Consider the following 18,276-nt stretch of genomic DNA (forward strand, 5'->3'; position numbering starts at 1 on the left):
GAGGGGCTTAAATCAATTAGTCGAGTTTATTCATTTGCAGAATCCATCTTTTCCATTGATTCCATCACACTCATAATTATTTGATACCCTCGAATCATTTTATTAGCTTCTATAGGAGTGACACCCTCAGCTTCTAGATATGCGATAAGTTTTATCCATTCGTCGTTCATTTTAAACCTCCAATGATTATTTTGTCCTAAGACAATTAGATCACAGAAGGTTAAATTTAATATTATGAAAATGTAAATTATTTGTAATTATATCTTATAGTTATACTTCCCACTCTCAATATCATCTTTAATCGAACGTATATACTCCCTCAATTCAGGATCTAAATTATCTTTATCAATCTCATCAATCGTGAATCCGATCATCCTACCGTCTCTCCAGTCCATTACTTTGATCATTTTATATGGACCATTCCAATAAACATGCATGATATTGTATCGATCACTCATCTACTCTCACCCAAATTTCTTCAATAGGTTTATTTACTACTCCTGCGATTTTATAAGCTACTGGTAAAGTAGGCAATGACTCCCCTCTGATAATTAAACTTAAAGTTCCCTGTGAAATTTCAGCTTTTTCAGCAATGAACTTCTGTTTAATACCATTTTCATTAAGAAAATCCCTTAATTTGCATTCTATTTTCATATTATCACCCAATTTATATTTCTATAAAAAAAGTGATTGTCCTTTAAATTTTTTTATTATGGGACGTGCAAGAAAATAAGGTACGCGGTCATATACATTATCATGGGCGCTGAACAATACAGAGACAAAGACGTTATATAGTTCGTTGAGGCATGGCGTTTAACTGTTCGTGCTACGAACACGAAAGAGAATCGAGGAAACCTTGTGATATTAAGGGATAGACTATCATTTCAAAATTCGTTTTCGGTGAAACTATTACTACGTAATATCCAAAAATGGAGGTGGCGTGATGCTGTTTGAAATTGGATCAACAATTATCATGGGTGGTGTTGCTGGTTATGCTTACTTAAAAACAAGTGGATCACCTTCAAATGATGCAGATAAAATCCAAAAGATTTTTGCTAACTCAGGATGGAATGGAAAAAACGGTGAAACTATCCGACTTCAAAGAAAAGCTAAATTTAAAGGTGGTGTTGAATATGTGTACCAGATACCTTTAGGGTTTGATAGGAAGAAGATTGAATCCGATAAGCACATATTAGAGGATGGGTTGAACATTAGACATAAGACTTTAGAGTTTAATATTTCAGAGCTTTTAAAGGTTAAATTTGATATAACAATTCTTAAGCAAATAAAAAAGATACTTACAAGCAAAAAGATTAAGAGAAAAGAAGTTGAATTATCCTTTGATGGAATGCTGAGGATTAAGGTTTATAACGAAAGTATGCAAGATAGCTATGAATGGAATGAGCATTACTTAAAGAAAGGTACATGGTCCGTTTCTATTGGTGAGACTAGTCAAGGCATTGTTAGGCATGATTTTGACGAACATAAACACTTAATCATTGCTGGTGCTACTGGATACGGTAAAAGTGCCATTCTGAAGCTTATCGTTACCTCTTTAGTGCTTCAGCAACTAGATAATGTTAATTTACATCTGATTGATTTAAAGGGTGGATCTGCATTTCAGCGATTCGAAAACTTGAAGCAAACTAAGCATTTCACTCGAGAACCATCAGAAGCTAAAGAAATATTGGAAAGTATCCAAACAGAAATGAATGATAATTACAAAAATATAGTTGATCAAGGTTATGAAGATATAAAAGAATCAGGAAGGAAAGAACGTCATTTCATTATCATTGATGAAGCTGCAGACATTGCAGGGGATCAAGATTGTATGAACGTTGTTACAGATATAGCAAGAAGGGGAAGAGGTGCAGGATATTACCTCATTTACGCAACTCAGTACCCTTCCAGTCAATCCATTCCACAGCAGACTAAGAGAAATATCCCTTCACGTTTATGTTTTGTGCTAGATGATGCAACAGCTTCTAATACTGCATTAGGACAGACGGGAGCAGAAGAACTTCCATTGATACCTGGAAGAGGGATTTATAAAAATGTTAAATCTCAGGTTGTTCAAACGCCTTATATAAGCAACAAGGAGATCCAAAAACAGATTACACCTCACATTGTTATTCGTCCTAGAAAGGAAAAGGAGAGTGAGAAAGTTGAACCTAGACAAAGCAAAGAGGGAGGAAGCAATACTTTTGAGTATGAAGAAATGTGACTACTTAACAAGAGAGCAAATTCAAAAAATGCATGATCTAGGCCAAGTAAGAAATGCTCAAAAGGTGCTTTTTGGAATGGATGAATATATGTCCTCATTCATTAACGAAAAGAAGAAGGTTTATTATTTGAATAAAAAAGGTCGGGAAAGGGTTGGTGCAACCAAGATACGAAAGAAAACACCTACAGTTGACCACTTTTTAATGAGAAATGACTTATATATTTTTCTTGGAAAACCATTTTCATGGAAAAATGAGATCAAGATTAAGATCCCACAAACTAAGATTTCTATTGTTGTAGATGCAATGTTTAAGATAGACAATACACACGATTATTTTATTGAAGTGGATCATAAGCAATCTATGAAACAGAATGAATCTAAAATTAATCGCTATAAACAACTATTTGAATACAATCCAAACTTCATGTTGATCTGGGTAACAACTACACATTTTAGAAAGGTTAAGATTCAATCATTATGTGAAGGGTTAAATATTCAAGTTTATCTATGGGGTGACATTAAATAGGGGGTTTATTATGTGGAAGAAAGCAGCGATTAAAGTCAGTCTGATAGCGCTTGATTATGGGTTGAAGAAGCATAAGAAGAGAAAAGCTACTAAAAAACGCAAAGGTACAAAGAGAGGATGATCAACATGAGAACACAAACAATGTCAATCAGTGAGTTTATGTCTGGGTCATATAAGGAGAAGAAAAAGATAAGTATCAAACAAATGAAAATTGCAGCAACTTCCACTTTACCACTAACGTTAATTCCCGCATTTGCTTCAGCACAAACTATTACACCAGAAGCTGTTCCAGCTAGTGCAACTGAATGGTTAAGTGAAAAATCCTTAAATATGCTTGCTCATGCTCTTGATCCACTTGTTGATCTAATGGTTGCATTAAGTTTCCCTATATCTTCGGTGATTATTATAGGTGCTTGTTTCTTCTTCATGTTTGGTAAATCAGATAGAGCCTGGAGTGGAATAATGAATGCTGGATTAGGGTATGTACTAATACAAATAATGCCGTTGCTTTTAAATGTATTAAAAGAAGTTGGAGGGGCGATTTAAGTAGAAAAATAGAGTTTGCCAACACTTTGCCAACAAAGGGAGAAAACAGGCATTTAATGTTAAATGTAGACATAAGAAAAACCCTTGATATACAAGGGTTCAAAGAGATGGAGCATACCGGGTTCGAACCGGTGGCCTCTACGCTGCCAGCGTAGCGCTCTCCCAGCTGAGCTAATGCCCCACGATAAAAATCTAATTTGAGAACTAAAAATATTATACTATATTTACAATAGAATACAAGGTTCCTAACATAAAATCTAGTATAGAATCTAGCAACCTCCATCAATCAACGCTCCATCCAATTACAACTACCTTAAACATTTACTCTTATCCGTAGACAAAAACATCAAAAATAAACTCACCAATAAAATATTTCATTAGGTTAATAAACACCAGGTATAATATAATTAAAAAGGAAATAATGGAACATGGAAAATTCTACATATAAAGAAGGTGCTAAAATGCTAGAAATGATCAAACACCTAAAGCCATACAAAACACAGCTTTTCCTCGTCTTTCTCTTTTCATTAGTTGCTATCTTGTTCGAACTATATTTACCAACACTAATGGCTGATATTGTCGATGTAGGAATCGTAAATGAGGATGTACCATTCATCTTAAAAACTGGGGGCTGGATGTTGGTTTGTACCATTATGTCAATTCTATTAATGGTAGGCGTCAGCTATTTTGCTTCAAAGGTATCATTAGGCTTTGGCCGTGATATGCGCAGAAAACTATTTGTCCATATTGAACATTTTTCTTTGCAAGAGTATGAGAAATTTGGGTCAGCCTCCTTGATTACAAGAACGACAAATGACGTAAAGGTTGTTCAAGATGTCATTAATATGATGCAGCGTATGATGACAAGAGCTCCATTAATGCTAGTTGGCGGAGTTTTGCTTGCTGTGTCACGAGATCGTTATCTTTCACTCGTCTTCCTCGCTGCTTTACCAATCTTAGCACTAGTGATTTTTATCGTCGCTCGAAAAGCCATCCCGCTTTTTTCAGTTCAGCAGAAAAAAACAGATCGTTTAACCCTTATTCTCCGAGAAGTATTAACAGGGATTCGAGTTGTCAGAGCGTTTAATAAAGTCGAGTTTGAGAGAAGTCGCTTTAATGTTGCGAATGAGGAATTTCGTGATACGGGAATTAAAGTTGGGAAATTGATGGCGTTAATGTTTCCGATCATGCTTATTATCATGAATTTCACCAACATTGCGATCGTTTGGTTTGGTGCGATTCGAATTGATCAAGGTGATATGCAGGTTGGGAATCTATTAGCGTTTATCCAATATGCCGCGATGATTTTATTTTCATTGATTATGCTTTCAATGGCGTTTATTATGATTCCGCGTGCTCAAGTTTCTGCAAAGCGGTTAAATGATGTTTTATTAACAAAGCCAATGATTAAAGATCCGGAACAAGCAGTACAATCAAGTGATGCGGAAGGAATCATCGAATTTAAAGATGTGACGTTTCGATATGAGGGTGCTGAAAAGCCTGTTCTTGAAGGAGTTTCCTTTACAGCAAAGCCTGGTGAAACAACAGCGATTATTGGTAGTACAGGAGCAGGGAAATCAACATTACTCCAACTTATTCCGCGATTCTATGATGTCGAGAGTGGTTCGATTTTAATTGATGGAGTGAATATTCAAAGCATGACGCAAAGTGCCCTTAGAGAAAAGATCGGGTATGTACCACAAAAAGCTACATTATTTAGTGGAACTATTGCTGAAAATATGCGCTATGGCAAAGAGAACGCAACAGAAGCGGATATTGTTGGGGCATTAGAAACAGCCCAAGCGACCCAATTTGTTCAATCACGAGAACATGGAATTGAAAGCAACCTTGAGCAAGCAGGAGTTAATCTATCTGGCGGACAAAAGCAGCGTTTATCGATCGCACGTGCTCTAGTGAGAAAGCCTAAGATTTACTTATTTGATGATAGCTTTTCGGCTCTCGATTATAAAACAGATAGTATGCTCAGACAGGCACTAAAAACAGAAACATCACATGCGACGATTATAATTGTTGCCCAACGAGTAAATACCGTTAAGGATGCAAATAAAATTATCGTTTTAAATGAAGGGGAAATTGCTGGTGTTGGGACACATCAGGAGCTATTGCATGAAAATGCAATCTATCAAGAAATTGTAGCATCTCAAGAAAATGGGGAGGCGAGTGCATGAGCAAAATGAAAGGTCCAGGTGGTCCTCCAATGCGTCACGGACCAGGGATGGTCGGTGAAAAACCAAAGGATTTTAAGAAAACATTTAAAAGACTATTTGGATATTTAAAGCCATGGAAAAATCGGATGATCCTCGTAGCAGTGGCAGCGATTTTTTCAACGTTATTCAATGTCATTAGTCCAAAGCTATTAGGAGATGCAACTTCATCCATTTTTGATAGCTTTACAGCGGGAACCTCAATTGATTTTGAATTTATTGCTAGAATCCTTCTACTGCTTATTGGATTATACCTTTTATCTTCTTTGTTTTCGTATATTCAGCAATATGTGATGGCTAGTATTTCTCAACGAACGGTTGCCCAACTACGAAAAGAAGTTAATGAAAAGCTATCGCGCTTACCGCTAAGTTATTTTGACAAACACTCACATGGTGATTTGTTAAGTAGAGCAATTAATGATATTGATAGTGTTAATACAGCGTTACAACAGGCGCTTACACAAATTATTAATTCAGTGATTTCGATTATTGGGATTATTATTATGATGCTTATCATCAGTCCACTTTTAACCCTAGTGGTTTTGATCACAATTCCTCTTAGTTTATTTGTCGCACAATTTGTGACGAAGTTTTCTCAGAAGCACTTTGTGAAACAACAGGAGGAGCTAGGGAATATTAATGGACATATTGAAGAAATGTTTACCGGCCATCAAGTTGTAAAGGCATTTGGACATGAAAAAAAATCGATTGCAGAATTTGATGAGATTAATGATCGCTTGTATCATTCAAGTTGGAAGGCACAATTCATCTCAGGGCTAATGATGCCGTTAATGGGCTTTGTTGGGAATTTAGGATTTATTATCGTTTCGATCTCCGGTGGTCTGCTAGTTTTAAATGGAAGCATCCGCGTCGGTGACGTTCAAGCGTTTATTCAATATACTCAGCAAATCTCTCATCCGTTAGCACAGGCTGCAGGAATTGCGAACATGATTCAAGTGGCCATTGCTTCGGCTGAACGTGTTTTTCAATTACTAGATGAAGCAGAAGAAAAACAGGAAGAGGCTGCACCAATTGATGTTGAAAGGCTACAGGGGCGGGTGGTCTTTGATCATGTACATTTCGGTTATGAAAAAGATCAGCCGATCATCAATGATGTAAGTCTTGAGGTGAAAGAGGGCAAAACCGTTGCGATTGTTGGGCCAACCGGTGCCGGAAAAACAACGATTGTCAATCTGTTGATGAGATTTTACGAGTTAGACCAAGGTTCAATAAAAATCGATGGTGTAAGCTTAACAGATATGAGCAAAGAACAGGTGCGCAGTCTTTATGCGATGGTGTTGCAGGATACGTGGCTGTTTAATGGAACGATTGCTGAAAATATTGCCTATGGTAGTGGATTTGCTACAGATCAGGAAATCGAGGAAGCAGCAAGAAATGCTTATGCAGATGACTTTATTCGTACACTTCCAGATGGCTATGACACTGTGTTGGGTGAGGATGCAACAAATTTATCACAAGGACAACGACAGCTGCTCACAATTGCCCGTGCGATCATTGCCAAGCCTAAAATCCTGCTCCTTGATGAAGCAACAAGTAGTGTTGATACACGTACAGAAATGAAAATTCAAAAAGCGATGACTAAGCTATTGGAAGGAAGAACAAGCTTTGTTATTGCTCATCGTTTATCAACGATCAGGGATGCTGATCTCATTCTTGTTATGAATCAAGGAGACATTATTGAAAAGGGAACACATGAAGAATTACTTGATCAAGGTGGTTTTTATGCTGACTTATATGAAAGTCAATTTTCACATAGTGAGACTGCATCATAAAAAAGAAGCAGGGATAACGTTATTAGTGTGGAATGTGATGGGGAAGTAGATACAAAGGGGAGAGGGAGAAAATGGCTTACTTAGCAGAACTTGTACTTGATGAGAAAGCAACATTAGGGGAAGGTCCTCACTGGGATCATCAAGAAAACAAATTGTATTGGGTAGATATTATTGGGAAGAAGCTTCACGCTTTTGACCCAGTCACTAATAAAAATCGAACATTGCAATTCGATCAATATATAGGGGCCGTAGTTCCAGGAAAAACAGGTCAACTAATCCTAGCAATGCAGAATGGAATCTATCGGTATGAATTAGAATCAAAGCTTCTCACTCTCATAGCAGATCCTGAATCTGATAAACCGAATAATCGTTTCAATGATGGGAAATGTGACCCTACTGGCAGATTTTATGTCGGAACAATGGATCTAAACGGCAAAAAAGGCAGCGGAGCATTGTATCGTTTAGATCGTGATGGTCAACTATCAAAAATGCTGTCATCGGTGACGATCTCCAATGGTCTTGCCTGGAGTCCGGACGGGAACGAGATGTATTTTATTGATACCCCAACAGGTGAAGTTGCAATTTATCACTATAATCAACAATTTGGTGATCTTTCCTACAAGCAACCTGCGGTGAAAATTCCACAAGAAATGGGTTCACCAGATGGGATGACAATCGATCAAGAGGGGATGATTTGGGTTGCGCACTGGGGAGGCTCACGAGTAACACGTTGGGATCCACACTTAGGTAAACAACTAGATGAAGTCATTGTACCAGCTAAAAATGTGACATCATGTGCATTTGGTGGAGAGAACTTGGATGAATTGTATATCACAACAGCACGCCAAGGGATGAATGATGACGAATTGTTAAAGTTCCCACAATCAGGTGGTTTGTTTAAGGTTAAAACAGATGTACAAGGCGTACGCGGGAATCATTATCGTAGTAGCAAATAAGGTACCAAAACGAAAGAGCCAGTATGATATGCTGGCTCTTTCGTTTTTACCTAAGTATTTCATTTTAATAATAAGGGTAATAAGGTGGATAATATGGATATGGATATGGGTATGCGTAAGGTAATAATGATAATGCAGCTAAAGCAGCAATCGGAAAAAACTGTCGTCTAAAGCGTCTAAACCGTCTTCGCGGACCACCATAACCACCATAACCACCATATCGTTGATCTTCGAAATCGTCTCTTTCTTGCTCCATTGCATCTTCACCAACTAGAACAGAAACACCATTATCGTCAACACCTTCAATAATCCCATCAAAAGAGCTACCATCTTGCATTGTTAAAACAACGTGATGGTACATATAACTTTTGCATTTTCCATGTATATTTCTTGTGAAATCAGTATCATCATAATAATTGTAGCCTTCTACAGACATCTTCTCATCTCCTCTCAAAATACATGATATTCGTCTAGTGAGAGGAGGTTACAATTTTTTATAAGGAAAATTATTTTCTGTAAATTGATCAAAATATTCGAAAAAGAGAAGCCGATATAAATGGAATTATTTCTTTAATCCCAAAAAGTAGCCATATGAACTTCGGTTAACCTCAAATAATCGAGTAATTGCCTGTATGAAAGGTAATAATGTATAACTAGATGCAAGAAATTGAAAAGTAATGCTCAAAAAATCTTTTTCGATCCACCTCAATAGCAATCTCCCAATTTCCTCTTACATCTGCATGAAAACTCATCATTCCAAGATTCTGCTTATTATAGATATCAACATCAATAAAACCTCGTTGATACTTACATAGCTCTGGTTCAAACAAACAGGCACCAGCAAGTGGATCATGAAAAGTCATATCATTTTTTTCAAGCCAAGGTGAACCAAAATCTTCAACTGCTTTCATTAAATTAGAGCTAAAAAGGTCAACCTTCTCATCCCGTTTTAGCACAAGCCTTGTAGTCACATTGAGGGCAAAGGTTCTATGAATAGGAACGTTTGTATTGTAAACAATCGCACTAGCATGTGGATCCAACCATGAATTCCAATTAGCCATTGGCATATCCAAGCTAGTTTCTAATTCCTCAGAAAATACCCCGCACATGATATGAAGTTCTTTGAGCAAACAAGGGATTTCAGGATCAATTAGAAAAAGCAACGCAATATTTGTTAGATGTCCTACAGCTAGAAGTGAGATTTCATGTGGATTTTCACGGATAGTCTGACGCATAAAATCTACGGCTTGATTCTTTTTAAAAGAAGAATCATGATACCAATTTGATAGTTTGGCTGCTCCATCAGGTGTCGGATATAGGTTGTTAAAAAGCATCTGCTTGTCTGCACCTGCATAAATCGGAATGCTTTTACCAGCTGCACTACAAATCGCATCCGCGACCATTGCTCTTTTTTCAACTTCTCCTCCAACAGTGGTAATTCCAACTAATTCACAGGAAGGCTGGCGAAGGAGATAAGCTAAGCATAAGCAATCGTCAATGTCACCACCAATGTCTGTGTCCAATAATACCTTTTTCCTCATATAGCGATCACTCCAAACTGTGGGTTTTAGTTGACTTATGCTAAGTATTTCGATTAATGTCGTGAACTTCCTTTATAAAAGAAGTAACAACTAAATAGAATGATTTAATCATTAAGTAACAGATTGGTCATAATTTATTCACAATTATTGGAAAAGCTACTAATGACGGTTATCAAAATCAGTGGAGGTGAGCAATACTCCGACATACTGCTGACATGATTTGATAGTAGAGTCAGTAGGAGAGAACACTCAAACAGTAATACAATACTTAATTCTTTGGAGGTAGTAAGATGAAGAAACAAACACTCACATTTGCCCTATCTGGAGTATTGACTCTAGGAGTTGTTGGAGCAAGTCAAGCTTATGCTGAAGAGGTGCAGGCAGCTAAAGTGTCAGTTGAAAAAGTACAGCGTGAGGTGGCATATGCTGATATTGGCCATCGACATGGTGATCCTGAGGATCATTTAGAATTTCTTCAAAGACAAGCAGAAAAATTAGGGATTGAAACAGAAGGAAAAGAGGCAAAGGAGCTTGCAGAAGAGGTTCATGAGGCTCACTTGAAACAAGAAGCGAAAGAGCTTGGCATTAAAACAGAGGGAAAAGAAGTCGGTGACTTAGCCCAAGAAGTTAGGAAAATACGTATTCAAAATAAAGCGAAAGAACTTGGTATTGAAACAGAAGGAAAAGAGGTTGATGATCTAGCTCACGAAGTAAGAGAAACACTCATTTTAAACAAAGCAAAAGAATTAAAGATAGAAACAAAAGGAAAAGAGCTTGAAGATTTAGCAAAAGAAGTTCGTGAAGCTAGCCTTAAGAAAGATGCTGCAGAACTAGGCATTGAAACAGAAGGGAAAGATGAGAGGGAGCTAGTGAAGGAAGTAATGGATAAAAAGGTCCTTCAAACTGCAGAAAAACTAGGAATAGATACGAAAGATAAAACAACCCGTGAAATCATGGAGGAAGTTTTCACAAACTATGCAGATGAAGCAAAAGCGCAGAAGCTTTTCCCATTTGATGGAGAAAGAGGCTTTCATTTTGGCGGACACAAAGGTGGTTTCCATAAAGGGGAATCCTCTGGTGGAGAAACAGAATAGCGGTTACCTAACTAAAGAACCCCATCCTAAATATTGATTTTATAGGATGGGGCTTTATTCATTAAAGTGTATTAGATACCTTTGTTTTACGTTTCCATTGAATCATTAATACACCACTACCAACTACTATTAAACATAATCCAGTTATTAAAAAGCTATATATTGAAGTAGCAGTGTTTGGTAAGGTATGTCCAGATTTTACGATAGGTTTTGCCGGTTTTTCAACCTTAGATGTTTCCTCGGCTTTAACTTGTTCTTGTTCCTCTTGACCTACTTTCTCAGGAGTAGGCTCAACAGGTTCGGGTTTACCGACTGGTGTTGTTGGTTTATTTTCTTCTGGTTGTTCTGTTGGCGGCTCTTCAACAACAGGTTCCTCTTCTTTATCGGGAACTGTCTTGATGTTTTTAATTTCAATTGTTGTGACAGCTTCTTGATTCGTAGTTTTTACATAAATCGTATATTTGCCATTTTCAGATACTTCAAATTTATTCCCATTGATATCGTTACCCGCATTAGCAAAGTCTACTGTACCCTTTTCTCCGGGCAGCCATTTCAATTTTTCTACATCTGCGATTTCCCCGATCGTAACAACAACCGGTTCAGTGGTTTCTGCTTCGGTTGAAAGTGTGAGTTCAATAATCAGTTCTTTTGGTTGAAGTTCAACAATTTTAGTTGTTGCGAGTTGCGCTAACGCTTGATGACCGGCAACAGTAGGATGAATATCACCTGGAATAACGTAAGCTGCTTGTTTACCAGCAAAAGCGGAGTATGCATCAAGGTAATAGATTCCTGGTAGTAATGCAGCTTGACTAATTACATTACTGTTAACGATTGTTGTTATTTGCTCACCCATCATATGTAAGGAACCTGCAAAGGCATTTTCCGTATTAACTGCGAATGGATTATATATAGAATATATTAAGATAGGTGCTTCTGTATTTGTTCGAATATGCTTAATTGTCTCTTTTAAATTTTCAGCCAGAGCTTGAGTTGCTAGTCCTATTTGTACTTGTATCTCTTCTGTCAACATAACTGGTTGTTGTGAATGTAAGATTTCCGTAAGCTCTACAGCCCGCATCAAATCGTTTGCCCCAATGTATAATGTAATCACATCTGCTTGTTGGAGCTGAGGTGTATATTCTTCCTTTCGGATTTCTGTTAATAATTCAGTGGATGTCCAGCCGGGAAAACTAATATTTTCTACTTCACTTGCTCCATTCGCGATTAAATAAGGGAAGGCGTTTTTAGTTGGCTCTTCAAGACCATAGCCAAACGTAATCGAATCACCTAATGATAAAATGTTCAATTTCTCAGGTTCATTTGCAGCAACAAACGATGAACACACTACATTTAATAGAAGTATAATAGCAAAAAGGAAAGGTATCTTTTTAATCATATTTAATTGAAATCCTCCTTGTGATTAGACACTTTCAGTTGTAATAGCATCCTTTATTTCTTCAATCTGTGCTAAATGCCTTTTCTCATGATAGCCAATAAATTCGATCCATTGCTTCAAAGAAATTTTATCAAAAACTGGATGCTTAAATCCAATTCTAGTCAAATCTAGCTCAGAAGGAATGGTGTCAATTAATTGCAATAAGTGGTTACGAGATTTCGATAGAGAGTCAAGAATATCTCGTTTATTAAGTGCTTGTGATGATGGGGTAATTGTCGATGATGCCGTTATTTTCTTTGAACGATCAAGCGTCATGGCTAGTGGGATATCTGCTAGAGGTTCTTGTGGTGGTAATGAAAGCATGTACGAAATCGCCTTTGTAATTTCAACTTCTGTCTTGTGTAAGTGTTCAAGAACTTGTCCAACACTCCAAGTGTGTTCTGATTTTTTTGCATTGAATAAATGTTCAGGAATGCTTTCAATGGCCATCAAGATTTCTTTCCGTGTTGCATTTAACTGTAAAATCATATATTTCCCCCCGATTTGTCATTCTTTTTCATTATACTACATACTTTTTCCCTCTTTTGAAAATTCCATCTACAAATTTCGCATCTATTTATTGTTCCTTTCATGGTAGAATGAGAAAGGTTTTATTTTAAAGAGTAGGAGAGACAAAGTATGAATTCTTCACGCATATATCCTTACGCAGCACTACTTATTGGTGTCATTGCTGTATCAACCTCTGCGATATTTGTTAAGCTAACTTCTGCTCCGGCACCTGTTATTGCCTTTTATCGATTGTTTTTTTCAACAATCCTTATCGCGCCGTTATTTTTCATAAAAAGTCTAGGTGAGTTAAATGAGATGTCAAAGAAAGATTGGTTATATTCGACAATCGCTGGTGTGCTTTTAGCCTTTCATTTTATTTTATGGTTTGAATCATTGAATTTCACCTCTGTTGCAAGCTCTGTTGTCCTCGTTACGCTACAGCCATTATTTGCGTTTATTGGAACGTATTTCTTTTTTAAAGAAAGGATTTCTGGAATTGCAATATTTAGTGGGGTAATTGCAATTGTTGGCAGTGTCATCATTAGCTGGGGAGATTTTCAAATAAGTGGCCTTGCATTGTTTGGGGATGTGTTAGCACTTGCAGCATGTGCGATGATAACCGCGTATTTGCTATTAGGGCAAGGGATTAGAAAGCGACATTCTTTAACATTATACACGTTTATAGTGTATGGTATTAGCTCGATTACATTATTGCTTTATTGTTTGCTTTTGAACTACCCATTAGGGCCTTATCCAATGCAAGATTGGTATTATTTTATTTTGTTAGCAATCGTCCCGACATTATTAGGTCATTCATTATTTAATTGGTCATTAAAGTGGGTTAGCACAAATGTAATCTCCGTCATGATTCTATTAGAACCAGTAGGTGCCATTATACTTGCTTACTATTTACTAGATGAGAAGGTTATTCTCCCGCAGGTTATCGGTGGCTCTATTATAATGGTTGGTATCATTTTGTTTTTACTTGAAAAACGTTTAAAGAAATTATCCACGAATGAATTAAAGCCTGCTAGCTGAATGTGCAGGCTTTATTTTTCCTCAATAGATTGTCTAGCTTCCTTTAAATAATTTGTTTCTAAATCTTTAACGCTTATACCTGTGGCATTGGTAAATCCCTCATCAAAATCATTCACCTTAGCTGTTTCTTCAATGATCGTCTTAATCATTTTTTCTCCGTAGTGATTTACTAAATAGTCAATTGCATAATAGCTTTGAAGATAAACATCATAGTCCTCTAAACGTTTTTTTTCCCAGTCATCATGCGTCACTAGATTTTCAAATGACGTCTCTTGAAAAGGATAATAACGGTGTGCTACATCATACATCCCAACGAATTCAGCGACACCTTCGTGAAACCAAAGAGGAATCCTGTAGACAAAAAGGTCTTGCTCCTTAATAAAAGCTTGTAGACGATAATGTGTGTATTCATGCATAATTGTGCTTTGGAAATAAAAAGTACCTGGCATCTGATCAGAAACAATTTCATCTAGATCAGATATTGCTACCCCGACAATATCATTCGGATCATCAAAATAACCCATCGTTTCAATTAGTGATGTTCTTTCATAAAGATCTTCAGAAGAAGCATGAAGAATTAAATCAATGTTATTGTCGTTTACTTTCCCGAATAAACGTGTTGTTAAGGAATCAGCTTTATCCAGTACTCCCTCTATTACTGGGAGAAGTTCCTTTTCCTGTGGCGTATAATAGATCGTTACATTTCGATAGGATTGGATTAATTTATTTTCCTTCATTGCATTATAGTCAGTTGGTGTCGTTTGATCTTCTTGAAAGGGAAGCATATATAGCTCGAATTTTTCTTCTATTGTAAGGTTTTTGCCAAGCTCGGTTGAAATCATAAAATTTATTGAAAAAAAGAAAACGGTGACGATCGTAAACACGACTGTTAAACATCCAAGTGAGACCAATCCGCTGATTCCCTTTAAAAAAAGAAAATGAAAGTTCCTATTTATACATACAAACGAATAGATGCAGAAGCAAAATAGACTGAAAGAAAGAAGTACCATGATAATACTTAAAATAAGACTTACCTGTATGTTCATAATTAAAAATAAAGCTAATAAAATAACAAATGTCATGATAAATGAAAGAAAAGAATAAAAAAGATTTGTAAAAATCACATTAACTATTTTCAAAGTAACCTCCTATAAAGGTGTATCTTTATTGATATCTATGAAGGAACTAAGAAAAAAATCATGATATTTGCTATTTAATTTTCAAAAATGTTATGACAAAGAACAAAAGCGCAAGCGCCTTGAACAGCCCCGACAAGCATAAGCTAATTTAGAATAGAAGGCGTACTTTGCCTTCAATTCTAAAATAGCTTATGACCTCGAGGGGCTAGGCGCTGGAGCTGGATGTGGTGCGCTTATCCACAGTTCAACAAATTTTATAATTCCTAAAAAGCGTTATGCTATATGCATAACGCTAAAACTGCATATGTTAAACTTGTTGATAAAAAATCGATGACAAATAAGCAAATGTAAACCCTAAAGGAAGGCTGAAAATAACAGTCAATCCTTGAACTGGTCCCTCTTCATTACTAATTCGTATCGCTTCCTTATAACCGTAAGAAAAATGGAATAATGATAAAAAAAGTGTAAGTAACATTACTGCAAAAGAAATATTCATCATCAAGTCCTCCGCCTTTTTTACAATCTATTCTTTCTATTAATACATGCTCAAGCTTCTCTTAATATGATAACTTTTTCATAAACTTTCATAGAACATCGGGTGCGTTCAAAAAGGGAACTAGAGTATAGGAAGATTTATCATTCTATTAAATTGCTTAATCTCATTTTAACGGAACAGGTCAGTGAGAGTTTTGGGGAATTTGTATTGAAAGAATAGTGTATCAAAGGAGAATGTATAGACAGAAAAAGGATCATCCATATTTTGAATGATCCTTTTTCATTTAGCATAATTAATATTCTTTGAATAATAGGTTTAATTAAGTAATTTTGACGATAAGCATCTGTATTTCTTACTTATGACTGTTATAATAAAGATTCTGCTCCATCAATATAAATCTCAGTTCCAGTAATATGACTAGATTCCTCAGAAGCGAGGAAGGAAACAAGTTGAGCAACTTGCTCTGGCTTCCCAGGACCATGTTCCAATGGCTGGCTTCCTTCTGGATACTCAACAGGTATATCAATCTTTTTAACTTCCGGTGTTTTTTTCGTGTTCATTCCAATATTCGTTTCGATTGCACCGGGACAGATAACATTTACCCTTATTTTATATTGGGCAAGCTCCAAAGCTGCCATTTTTGCAAAAGCAACTTGACCGGCTTTAGAAGTGCTATATGCAGCCATGCCAAAGTTTGAAAAAACTCTGCTTCCATTAATTGAACTAGTGATAATAATACTTCCACCATTATCCTTCATTTTTGGTATCGCATATTTAATCGTATGAAACGTACCCTTTAAATTAATTTGTAGAGTATTATCCCAATCTTCTGGACTCAAATCTTCGATGGGAGCAAGAACTCCGTTAATCCCACCATTTGCAAATACAATATCTAATCTGCCCCATTTGTCCACTATTTCTTCAATTCCTTCCTTCACTCGATTATGGTCGGAAAGATCAACATCTGTAATTAGTGCCTCACCTTGAAATTCTTCAATTTCTTTCTTCACCTTTTCTGCATTCTCTTCCTTAATATCCATTAAACAAACCTTTGCTCCTTGTTTAGCTAAATGAATTGCCGCAGCACGTCCAATTCCCGAGCTTCCACCTGTAACAACAGCTACTTTATTTACAAACCTATTTTCATCATATAGATTCATGAGCACCCTCCTGAAATTAGTCATAATACTAGTATTTCTAGGAATGTTATTTTTACTAAAAAATAGAACGGATGATAGAGTCATTTCTATTTACCCTTTATTACCTTGTCTAAACAATACAAAAAACCTTGGACTTTTATCCAAGGTTTAGACTCATTATTTTCTAGTAACTAAACGTGGTGCAGTTATTAATAAGAAACTAACAACTATTGCTGAGACAATAATAGTAGGAATCATATATGAAGCATTATATCCAATTGAATAAATTAACACTGGTGTTCCTTTAGGTGTTAATGAAGCAAAAAAGAACACTCCTGCTAGGACATGAATAGTAAGACGAAGTATACCACCAAGCAAAGTACCAAGCGTAATGTACAATATAGCCGTTTTTTGCTTTTTATCTAGTAAAGCAGTTTGAATCTTCTTGAAGAAAATCCCACTCAGACCAATGACTGTGAAAGCTAAATAGTAATCAAGGAATCCTTGTACTGGATGAATAATATATGGACTTCCTAGAAATGCTTGGAGAAGTCCGAATAATAAACCTGATAAAAGCCCGCCTTTTACTCCCCATCTAAAGGCAATAATAAAAACAGGAATCATTCCTAATGAAATCGAGCCGCCTTGTGGTAGTTTTCCGATAACACCTGATAATAAATCTAATAAGAATGCCAATGCTGATAACATCGCCACCTCAACTAAAAATAGTAAACGTTGATTTACTTTCAAACTAAAAACCTCTCTCTTTACATAAAACCAAAAAGTAACCTATAGTTGCCACTACTATTAAAAGATAACTAATATGACTGCTTCCAGGAGTGAAAATACAAAAAAGCAATACTTGGAATATGATGATGGTTCCAAACATTGCTTTTAATATGGCCATCCACATCCCTACACTAGTGCTAACTAACAGGTTCGAAGGGTTAGAACGATTTTTACAACGTTCAATCTCAGCTATGGCTCCCCTTGTGGTTTACATGCGTTATTTTATTTTGATACTTACTATACATGATTATAAATAGAACAGGCAAGTAGTTTGTGTAATGGAAGGTATGAGATGGTGTGGCTTTGTAGTAATGAATGTGATGAGATCTTCATATAATTCATCTGAGATTGTCCAAGAGGTGAATGATTTGGGGTTAAAAAAACTATTAAGTTTAAAAAATGTATCGTTAGTAAAACAAGTGAACCAAATTCAGAGTGAAAAACTATATGGTGGAATTATTCATCAGCTCAAGCTTGATGACTTTTGGCATCAATTAAAAGGATATGAAAGAGCATTTTTAAGGAATTGTACAAAATGGTCTTTTGGAGGGAAAATTAAGTCAGAGGAATTTGATCATACCGATAGTAATGTTAAAACGAAGAGAAGTGATTGTAGTTTTTTATTTGGACTTGCATCATGGTCATATGAATCGAAGGAATACGAACTAACAGAAAAAATATTAATGGAGATCGTGAATCGAGCTTTTACTCCGATAATGATCCATCGAGCATATCAGGAATTAATAAAAATGCATTATCTGTTGCGTGAAAATGATGAGGCCTCCATGCAAAAATGTAAAGTATATTGTAAGCTTCATATTGAAT

General features: G+C 36.2%; 20 protein-coding genes, 1 tRNA gene and 1 riboswitch (1 of these 22 running past the window's edge). Of the genes, 9 read left to right on the forward strand and 12 right to left on the reverse strand.

All coding sequences use genetic code 11. From position 1 onward, the window contains the following. Window positions 1-26: 26 nt before the first annotated feature. The 3 genes from WCV66_RS09670 to WCV66_RS09680 form a co-directional block, all read right to left on the reverse strand. Entirely contained in the window at window positions 27-170 is a 144-nt protein-coding gene (locus tag WCV66_RS09670; RefSeq protein WP_338788830.1) for a hypothetical protein, read from the reverse strand. Between the two features lie 87 nt (window positions 171-257). After that, window positions 258-458, reverse strand: a complete 201-nt coding sequence (locus WCV66_RS09675; RefSeq protein WP_338788832.1) for a hypothetical protein — start codon at window positions 456-458, stop codon at window positions 258-260. Beyond that, window positions 451-654, reverse strand: coding sequence for a helix-turn-helix transcriptional regulator (locus tag WCV66_RS09680; RefSeq protein WP_338788833.1), 204 nt, complete (start codon window positions 652-654; stop codon window positions 451-453). Before WCV66_RS09680 ends, WCV66_RS09675 begins: the two co-directional genes overlap by 8 nt. A gap of 289 nt (window positions 655-943) precedes the next feature. Here WCV66_RS09680 and WCV66_RS09685 point away from each other — a divergent pair, with 289 nt between their 5' ends. The 3 genes from WCV66_RS09685 to WCV66_RS09695 all read left to right on the forward strand — a co-directional run bounded on the left by WCV66_RS09685 (window position 944) and on the right by WCV66_RS09695 (window position 3,296). Continuing rightward, window positions 944-2,224, forward strand: a complete 1,281-nt coding sequence (locus WCV66_RS09685; protein ID WP_338788834.1) for an FtsK/SpoIIIE domain-containing protein — start codon at window positions 944-946, stop codon at window positions 2,222-2,224. Continuing rightward, window positions 2,211-2,750 carry a replication-relaxation family protein gene (locus WCV66_RS09690; protein ID WP_338789427.1) on the forward strand — a complete coding sequence of 180 codons (540 nt, stop codon included), beginning with the start codon at window positions 2,211-2,213 and terminating at the stop codon, window positions 2,748-2,750. Before WCV66_RS09685 ends, WCV66_RS09690 begins: the two co-directional genes overlap by 14 nt. A 126-nt stretch (window positions 2,751-2,876) precedes the next feature. Further along, entirely contained in the window at window positions 2,877-3,296 is a 420-nt protein-coding gene (locus WCV66_RS09695) for a hypothetical protein (protein WP_338788835.1), read from the forward strand. 108 nt (window positions 3,297-3,404) lie between these two features. Here WCV66_RS09695 and WCV66_RS09700 read toward each other — a convergent pair. Beyond that, window positions 3,405-3,477: transfer RNA gene (locus tag WCV66_RS09700), tRNA-Ala, on the reverse strand. A 280-nt stretch (window positions 3,478-3,757) separates the two neighbouring features. Between WCV66_RS09700 and WCV66_RS09705 the strand changes: the two genes are divergently transcribed. The 3 genes from WCV66_RS09705 (at window position 3,758) to WCV66_RS09715 (ending at window position 8,270) form a co-directional block, all read left to right on the forward strand. Next, on the forward strand, window positions 3,758-5,485 hold the full coding sequence (locus WCV66_RS09705; RefSeq protein WP_338789428.1) for an ABC transporter ATP-binding protein: 1,728 nt from the start codon (window positions 3,758-3,760) through the stop codon (window positions 5,483-5,485). Further along, window positions 5,482-7,314 carry an ABC transporter ATP-binding protein gene (locus tag WCV66_RS09710; protein ID WP_413789639.1) on the forward strand — a complete coding sequence of 611 codons (1,833 nt, stop codon included), beginning with the start codon at window positions 5,482-5,484 and terminating at the stop codon, window positions 7,312-7,314. Before WCV66_RS09705 ends, WCV66_RS09710 begins: the two co-directional genes overlap by 4 nt. A 71-nt stretch (window positions 7,315-7,385) precedes the next feature. Beyond that, a complete protein-coding gene (locus WCV66_RS09715; RefSeq protein WP_338788836.1) occupies window positions 7,386-8,270 on the forward strand; it encodes an SMP-30/gluconolactonase/LRE family protein in 885 nt (294 codons plus the stop codon). A gap of 64 nt (window positions 8,271-8,334) precedes the next feature. Here the strand turns inward: WCV66_RS09715 and WCV66_RS09720 are convergent, their stop codons facing one another. Both WCV66_RS09720 and WCV66_RS09725 read right to left on the reverse strand, forming a co-directional pair. Further along, a complete protein-coding gene (locus WCV66_RS09720) occupies window positions 8,335-8,706 on the reverse strand; it encodes a small nuclear ribonucleoprotein (RefSeq protein WP_338788837.1) in 372 nt (123 codons plus the stop codon). 217 nt (window positions 8,707-8,923) lie between these two features. Beyond that, entirely contained in the window at window positions 8,924-9,811 is an 888-nt protein-coding gene (locus WCV66_RS09725; protein WP_338788838.1) for a nucleoside hydrolase, read from the reverse strand. 290 nt (window positions 9,812-10,101) lie between these two features. Here WCV66_RS09725 and WCV66_RS09730 point away from each other — a divergent pair, with 290 nt between their 5' ends. Then, on the forward strand, window positions 10,102-10,905 hold the full coding sequence (locus tag WCV66_RS09730; RefSeq protein ID WP_338788839.1) for a hypothetical protein: 804 nt from the start codon (window positions 10,102-10,104) through the stop codon (window positions 10,903-10,905). A 61-nt stretch (window positions 10,906-10,966) separates the two neighbouring features. On the opposite strand, the gene WCV66_RS09735 is transcribed toward WCV66_RS09730, so the two are convergent. Together WCV66_RS09735 and WCV66_RS09740 are read right to left on the reverse strand one after the other, a co-directional pair. Then, entirely contained in the window at window positions 10,967-12,301 is a 1,335-nt protein-coding gene (locus WCV66_RS09735) for an SGNH/GDSL hydrolase family protein (protein ID WP_338788840.1), read from the reverse strand. A gap of 24 nt (window positions 12,302-12,325) precedes the next feature. Then, complete coding sequence (locus WCV66_RS09740) at window positions 12,326-12,829, reverse strand: DinB family protein (RefSeq protein WP_066339701.1); 504 nt, start codon at window positions 12,827-12,829, stop codon at window positions 12,326-12,328. Window positions 12,830-12,979: 150 nt separating this feature from the next. On the opposite strand from WCV66_RS09740, the gene WCV66_RS09745 reads away from it, so the two are divergent. Then, complete coding sequence (locus WCV66_RS09745) at window positions 12,980-13,888, forward strand: DMT family transporter (protein WP_338788841.1); 909 nt, start codon at window positions 12,980-12,982, stop codon at window positions 13,886-13,888. Window positions 13,889-13,899: 11 nt separating this feature from the next. Here WCV66_RS09745 and WCV66_RS09750 read toward each other — a convergent pair whose 3' ends face one another. From WCV66_RS09750 to thiT, 4 genes are all read right to left on the reverse strand, one after another. Then, the gene (locus tag WCV66_RS09750; protein WP_338788842.1) at window positions 13,900-15,027 is read right to left on the reverse strand and encodes a hypothetical protein; all 1,128 of its coding nucleotides are present in this window, start codon (window positions 15,025-15,027) and stop codon (window positions 13,900-13,902) included. A gap of 307 nt (window positions 15,028-15,334) precedes the next feature. Further along, complete coding sequence (locus tag WCV66_RS09755; RefSeq protein WP_066339691.1) at window positions 15,335-15,523, reverse strand: hypothetical protein; 189 nt, start codon at window positions 15,521-15,523, stop codon at window positions 15,335-15,337. Between the two features lie 365 nt (window positions 15,524-15,888). Beyond that, window positions 15,889-16,683 (reverse strand): SDR family NAD(P)-dependent oxidoreductase, encoded by a 795-nt coding sequence (locus WCV66_RS09760; protein WP_338788843.1) that lies wholly within the window; start codon window positions 16,681-16,683, stop codon window positions 15,889-15,891. 156 nt (window positions 16,684-16,839) lie between these two features. Further along, window positions 16,840-17,412, reverse strand: a complete 573-nt coding sequence (gene thiT / locus WCV66_RS09765) for an energy-coupled thiamine transporter ThiT (protein WP_338788845.1) — start codon at window positions 17,410-17,412, stop codon at window positions 16,840-16,842. Between the two features lie 145 nt (window positions 17,413-17,557). After that, window positions 17,558-17,663, reverse strand: a riboswitch (TPP riboswitch). Window positions 17,664-17,729: 66 nt separating this feature from the next. Between thiT and WCV66_RS09770 the strand changes: the two genes are divergently transcribed. Next, window positions 17,730-18,276, forward strand: the 5' portion of a protein-coding gene (locus WCV66_RS09770; RefSeq protein WP_338788847.1) for a hypothetical protein. The gene runs 167 nt beyond the window's last position; only the first 547 of its 714 coding nucleotides appear in the window; its start codon is at window positions 17,730-17,732; its stop codon lies off the right edge, out of view.

This window comes from Metabacillus rhizosphaerae (genome assembly GCF_037201795.1).
GTDB classification, from domain to species: domain Bacteria; phylum Bacillota; class Bacilli; order Bacillales; family Bacillaceae; genus Metabacillus; species Metabacillus rhizosphaerae.

Coding starts and splice junctions, on each gene's coding strand:
- WCV66_RS09725 (WP_338788838.1), bottom strand. CDS start 9,811: ATGAGGAAAAAGGTATTATTGGACACAGACATTGGTGGTGACATTGAC.
- WCV66_RS09710 (WP_413789639.1), top strand. CDS start 5,482: ATGAGCAAAATGAAAGGTCCAGGTGGTCCTCCAATGCGTCACGGACCA.
- WCV66_RS09695 (WP_338788835.1), top strand. CDS start 2,877: ATGAGAACACAAACAATGTCAATCAGTGAGTTTATGTCTGGGTCATAT.
- WCV66_RS09735 (WP_338788840.1), bottom strand. CDS start 12,301: ATGATTAAAAAGATACCTTTCCTTTTTGCTATTATACTTCTATTAAAT.
- WCV66_RS09755 (WP_066339691.1), bottom strand. CDS start 15,523: ATGAATATTTCTTTTGCAGTAATGTTACTTACACTTTTTTTATCATTA.
- WCV66_RS09685 (WP_338788834.1), top strand. CDS start 944: ATGCTGTTTGAAATTGGATCAACAATTATCATGGGTGGTGTTGCTGGT.
- WCV66_RS09670 (WP_338788830.1), bottom strand. CDS start 170: ATGAACGACGAATGGATAAAACTTATCGCATATCTAGAAGCTGAGGGT.
- WCV66_RS09680 (WP_338788833.1), bottom strand. CDS start 654: ATGAAAATAGAATGCAAATTAAGGGATTTTCTTAATGAAAATGGTATT.
- WCV66_RS09690 (WP_338789427.1), top strand. CDS start 2,211: ATGAAGAAATGTGACTACTTAACAAGAGAGCAAATTCAAAAAATGCAT.
- WCV66_RS09730 (WP_338788839.1), top strand. CDS start 10,102: ATGAAGAAACAAACACTCACATTTGCCCTATCTGGAGTATTGACTCTA.
- WCV66_RS09715 (WP_338788836.1), top strand. CDS start 7,386: ATGGCTTACTTAGCAGAACTTGTACTTGATGAGAAAGCAACATTAGGG.
- WCV66_RS09760 (WP_338788843.1), bottom strand. CDS start 16,683: ATGAATCTATATGATGAAAATAGGTTTGTAAATAAAGTAGCTGTTGTT.
- WCV66_RS09675 (WP_338788832.1), bottom strand. CDS start 458: ATGAGTGATCGATACAATATCATGCATGTTTATTGGAATGGTCCATAT.
- WCV66_RS09740 (WP_066339701.1), bottom strand. CDS start 12,829: ATGATTTTACAGTTAAATGCAACACGGAAAGAAATCTTGATGGCCATT.
- WCV66_RS09705 (WP_338789428.1), top strand. CDS start 3,758: ATGCTAGAAATGATCAAACACCTAAAGCCATACAAAACACAGCTTTTC.
- WCV66_RS09745 (WP_338788841.1), top strand. CDS start 12,980: ATGAATTCTTCACGCATATATCCTTACGCAGCACTACTTATTGGTGTC.
- WCV66_RS09720 (WP_338788837.1), bottom strand. CDS start 8,706: ATGTCTGTAGAAGGCTACAATTATTATGATGATACTGATTTCACAAGA.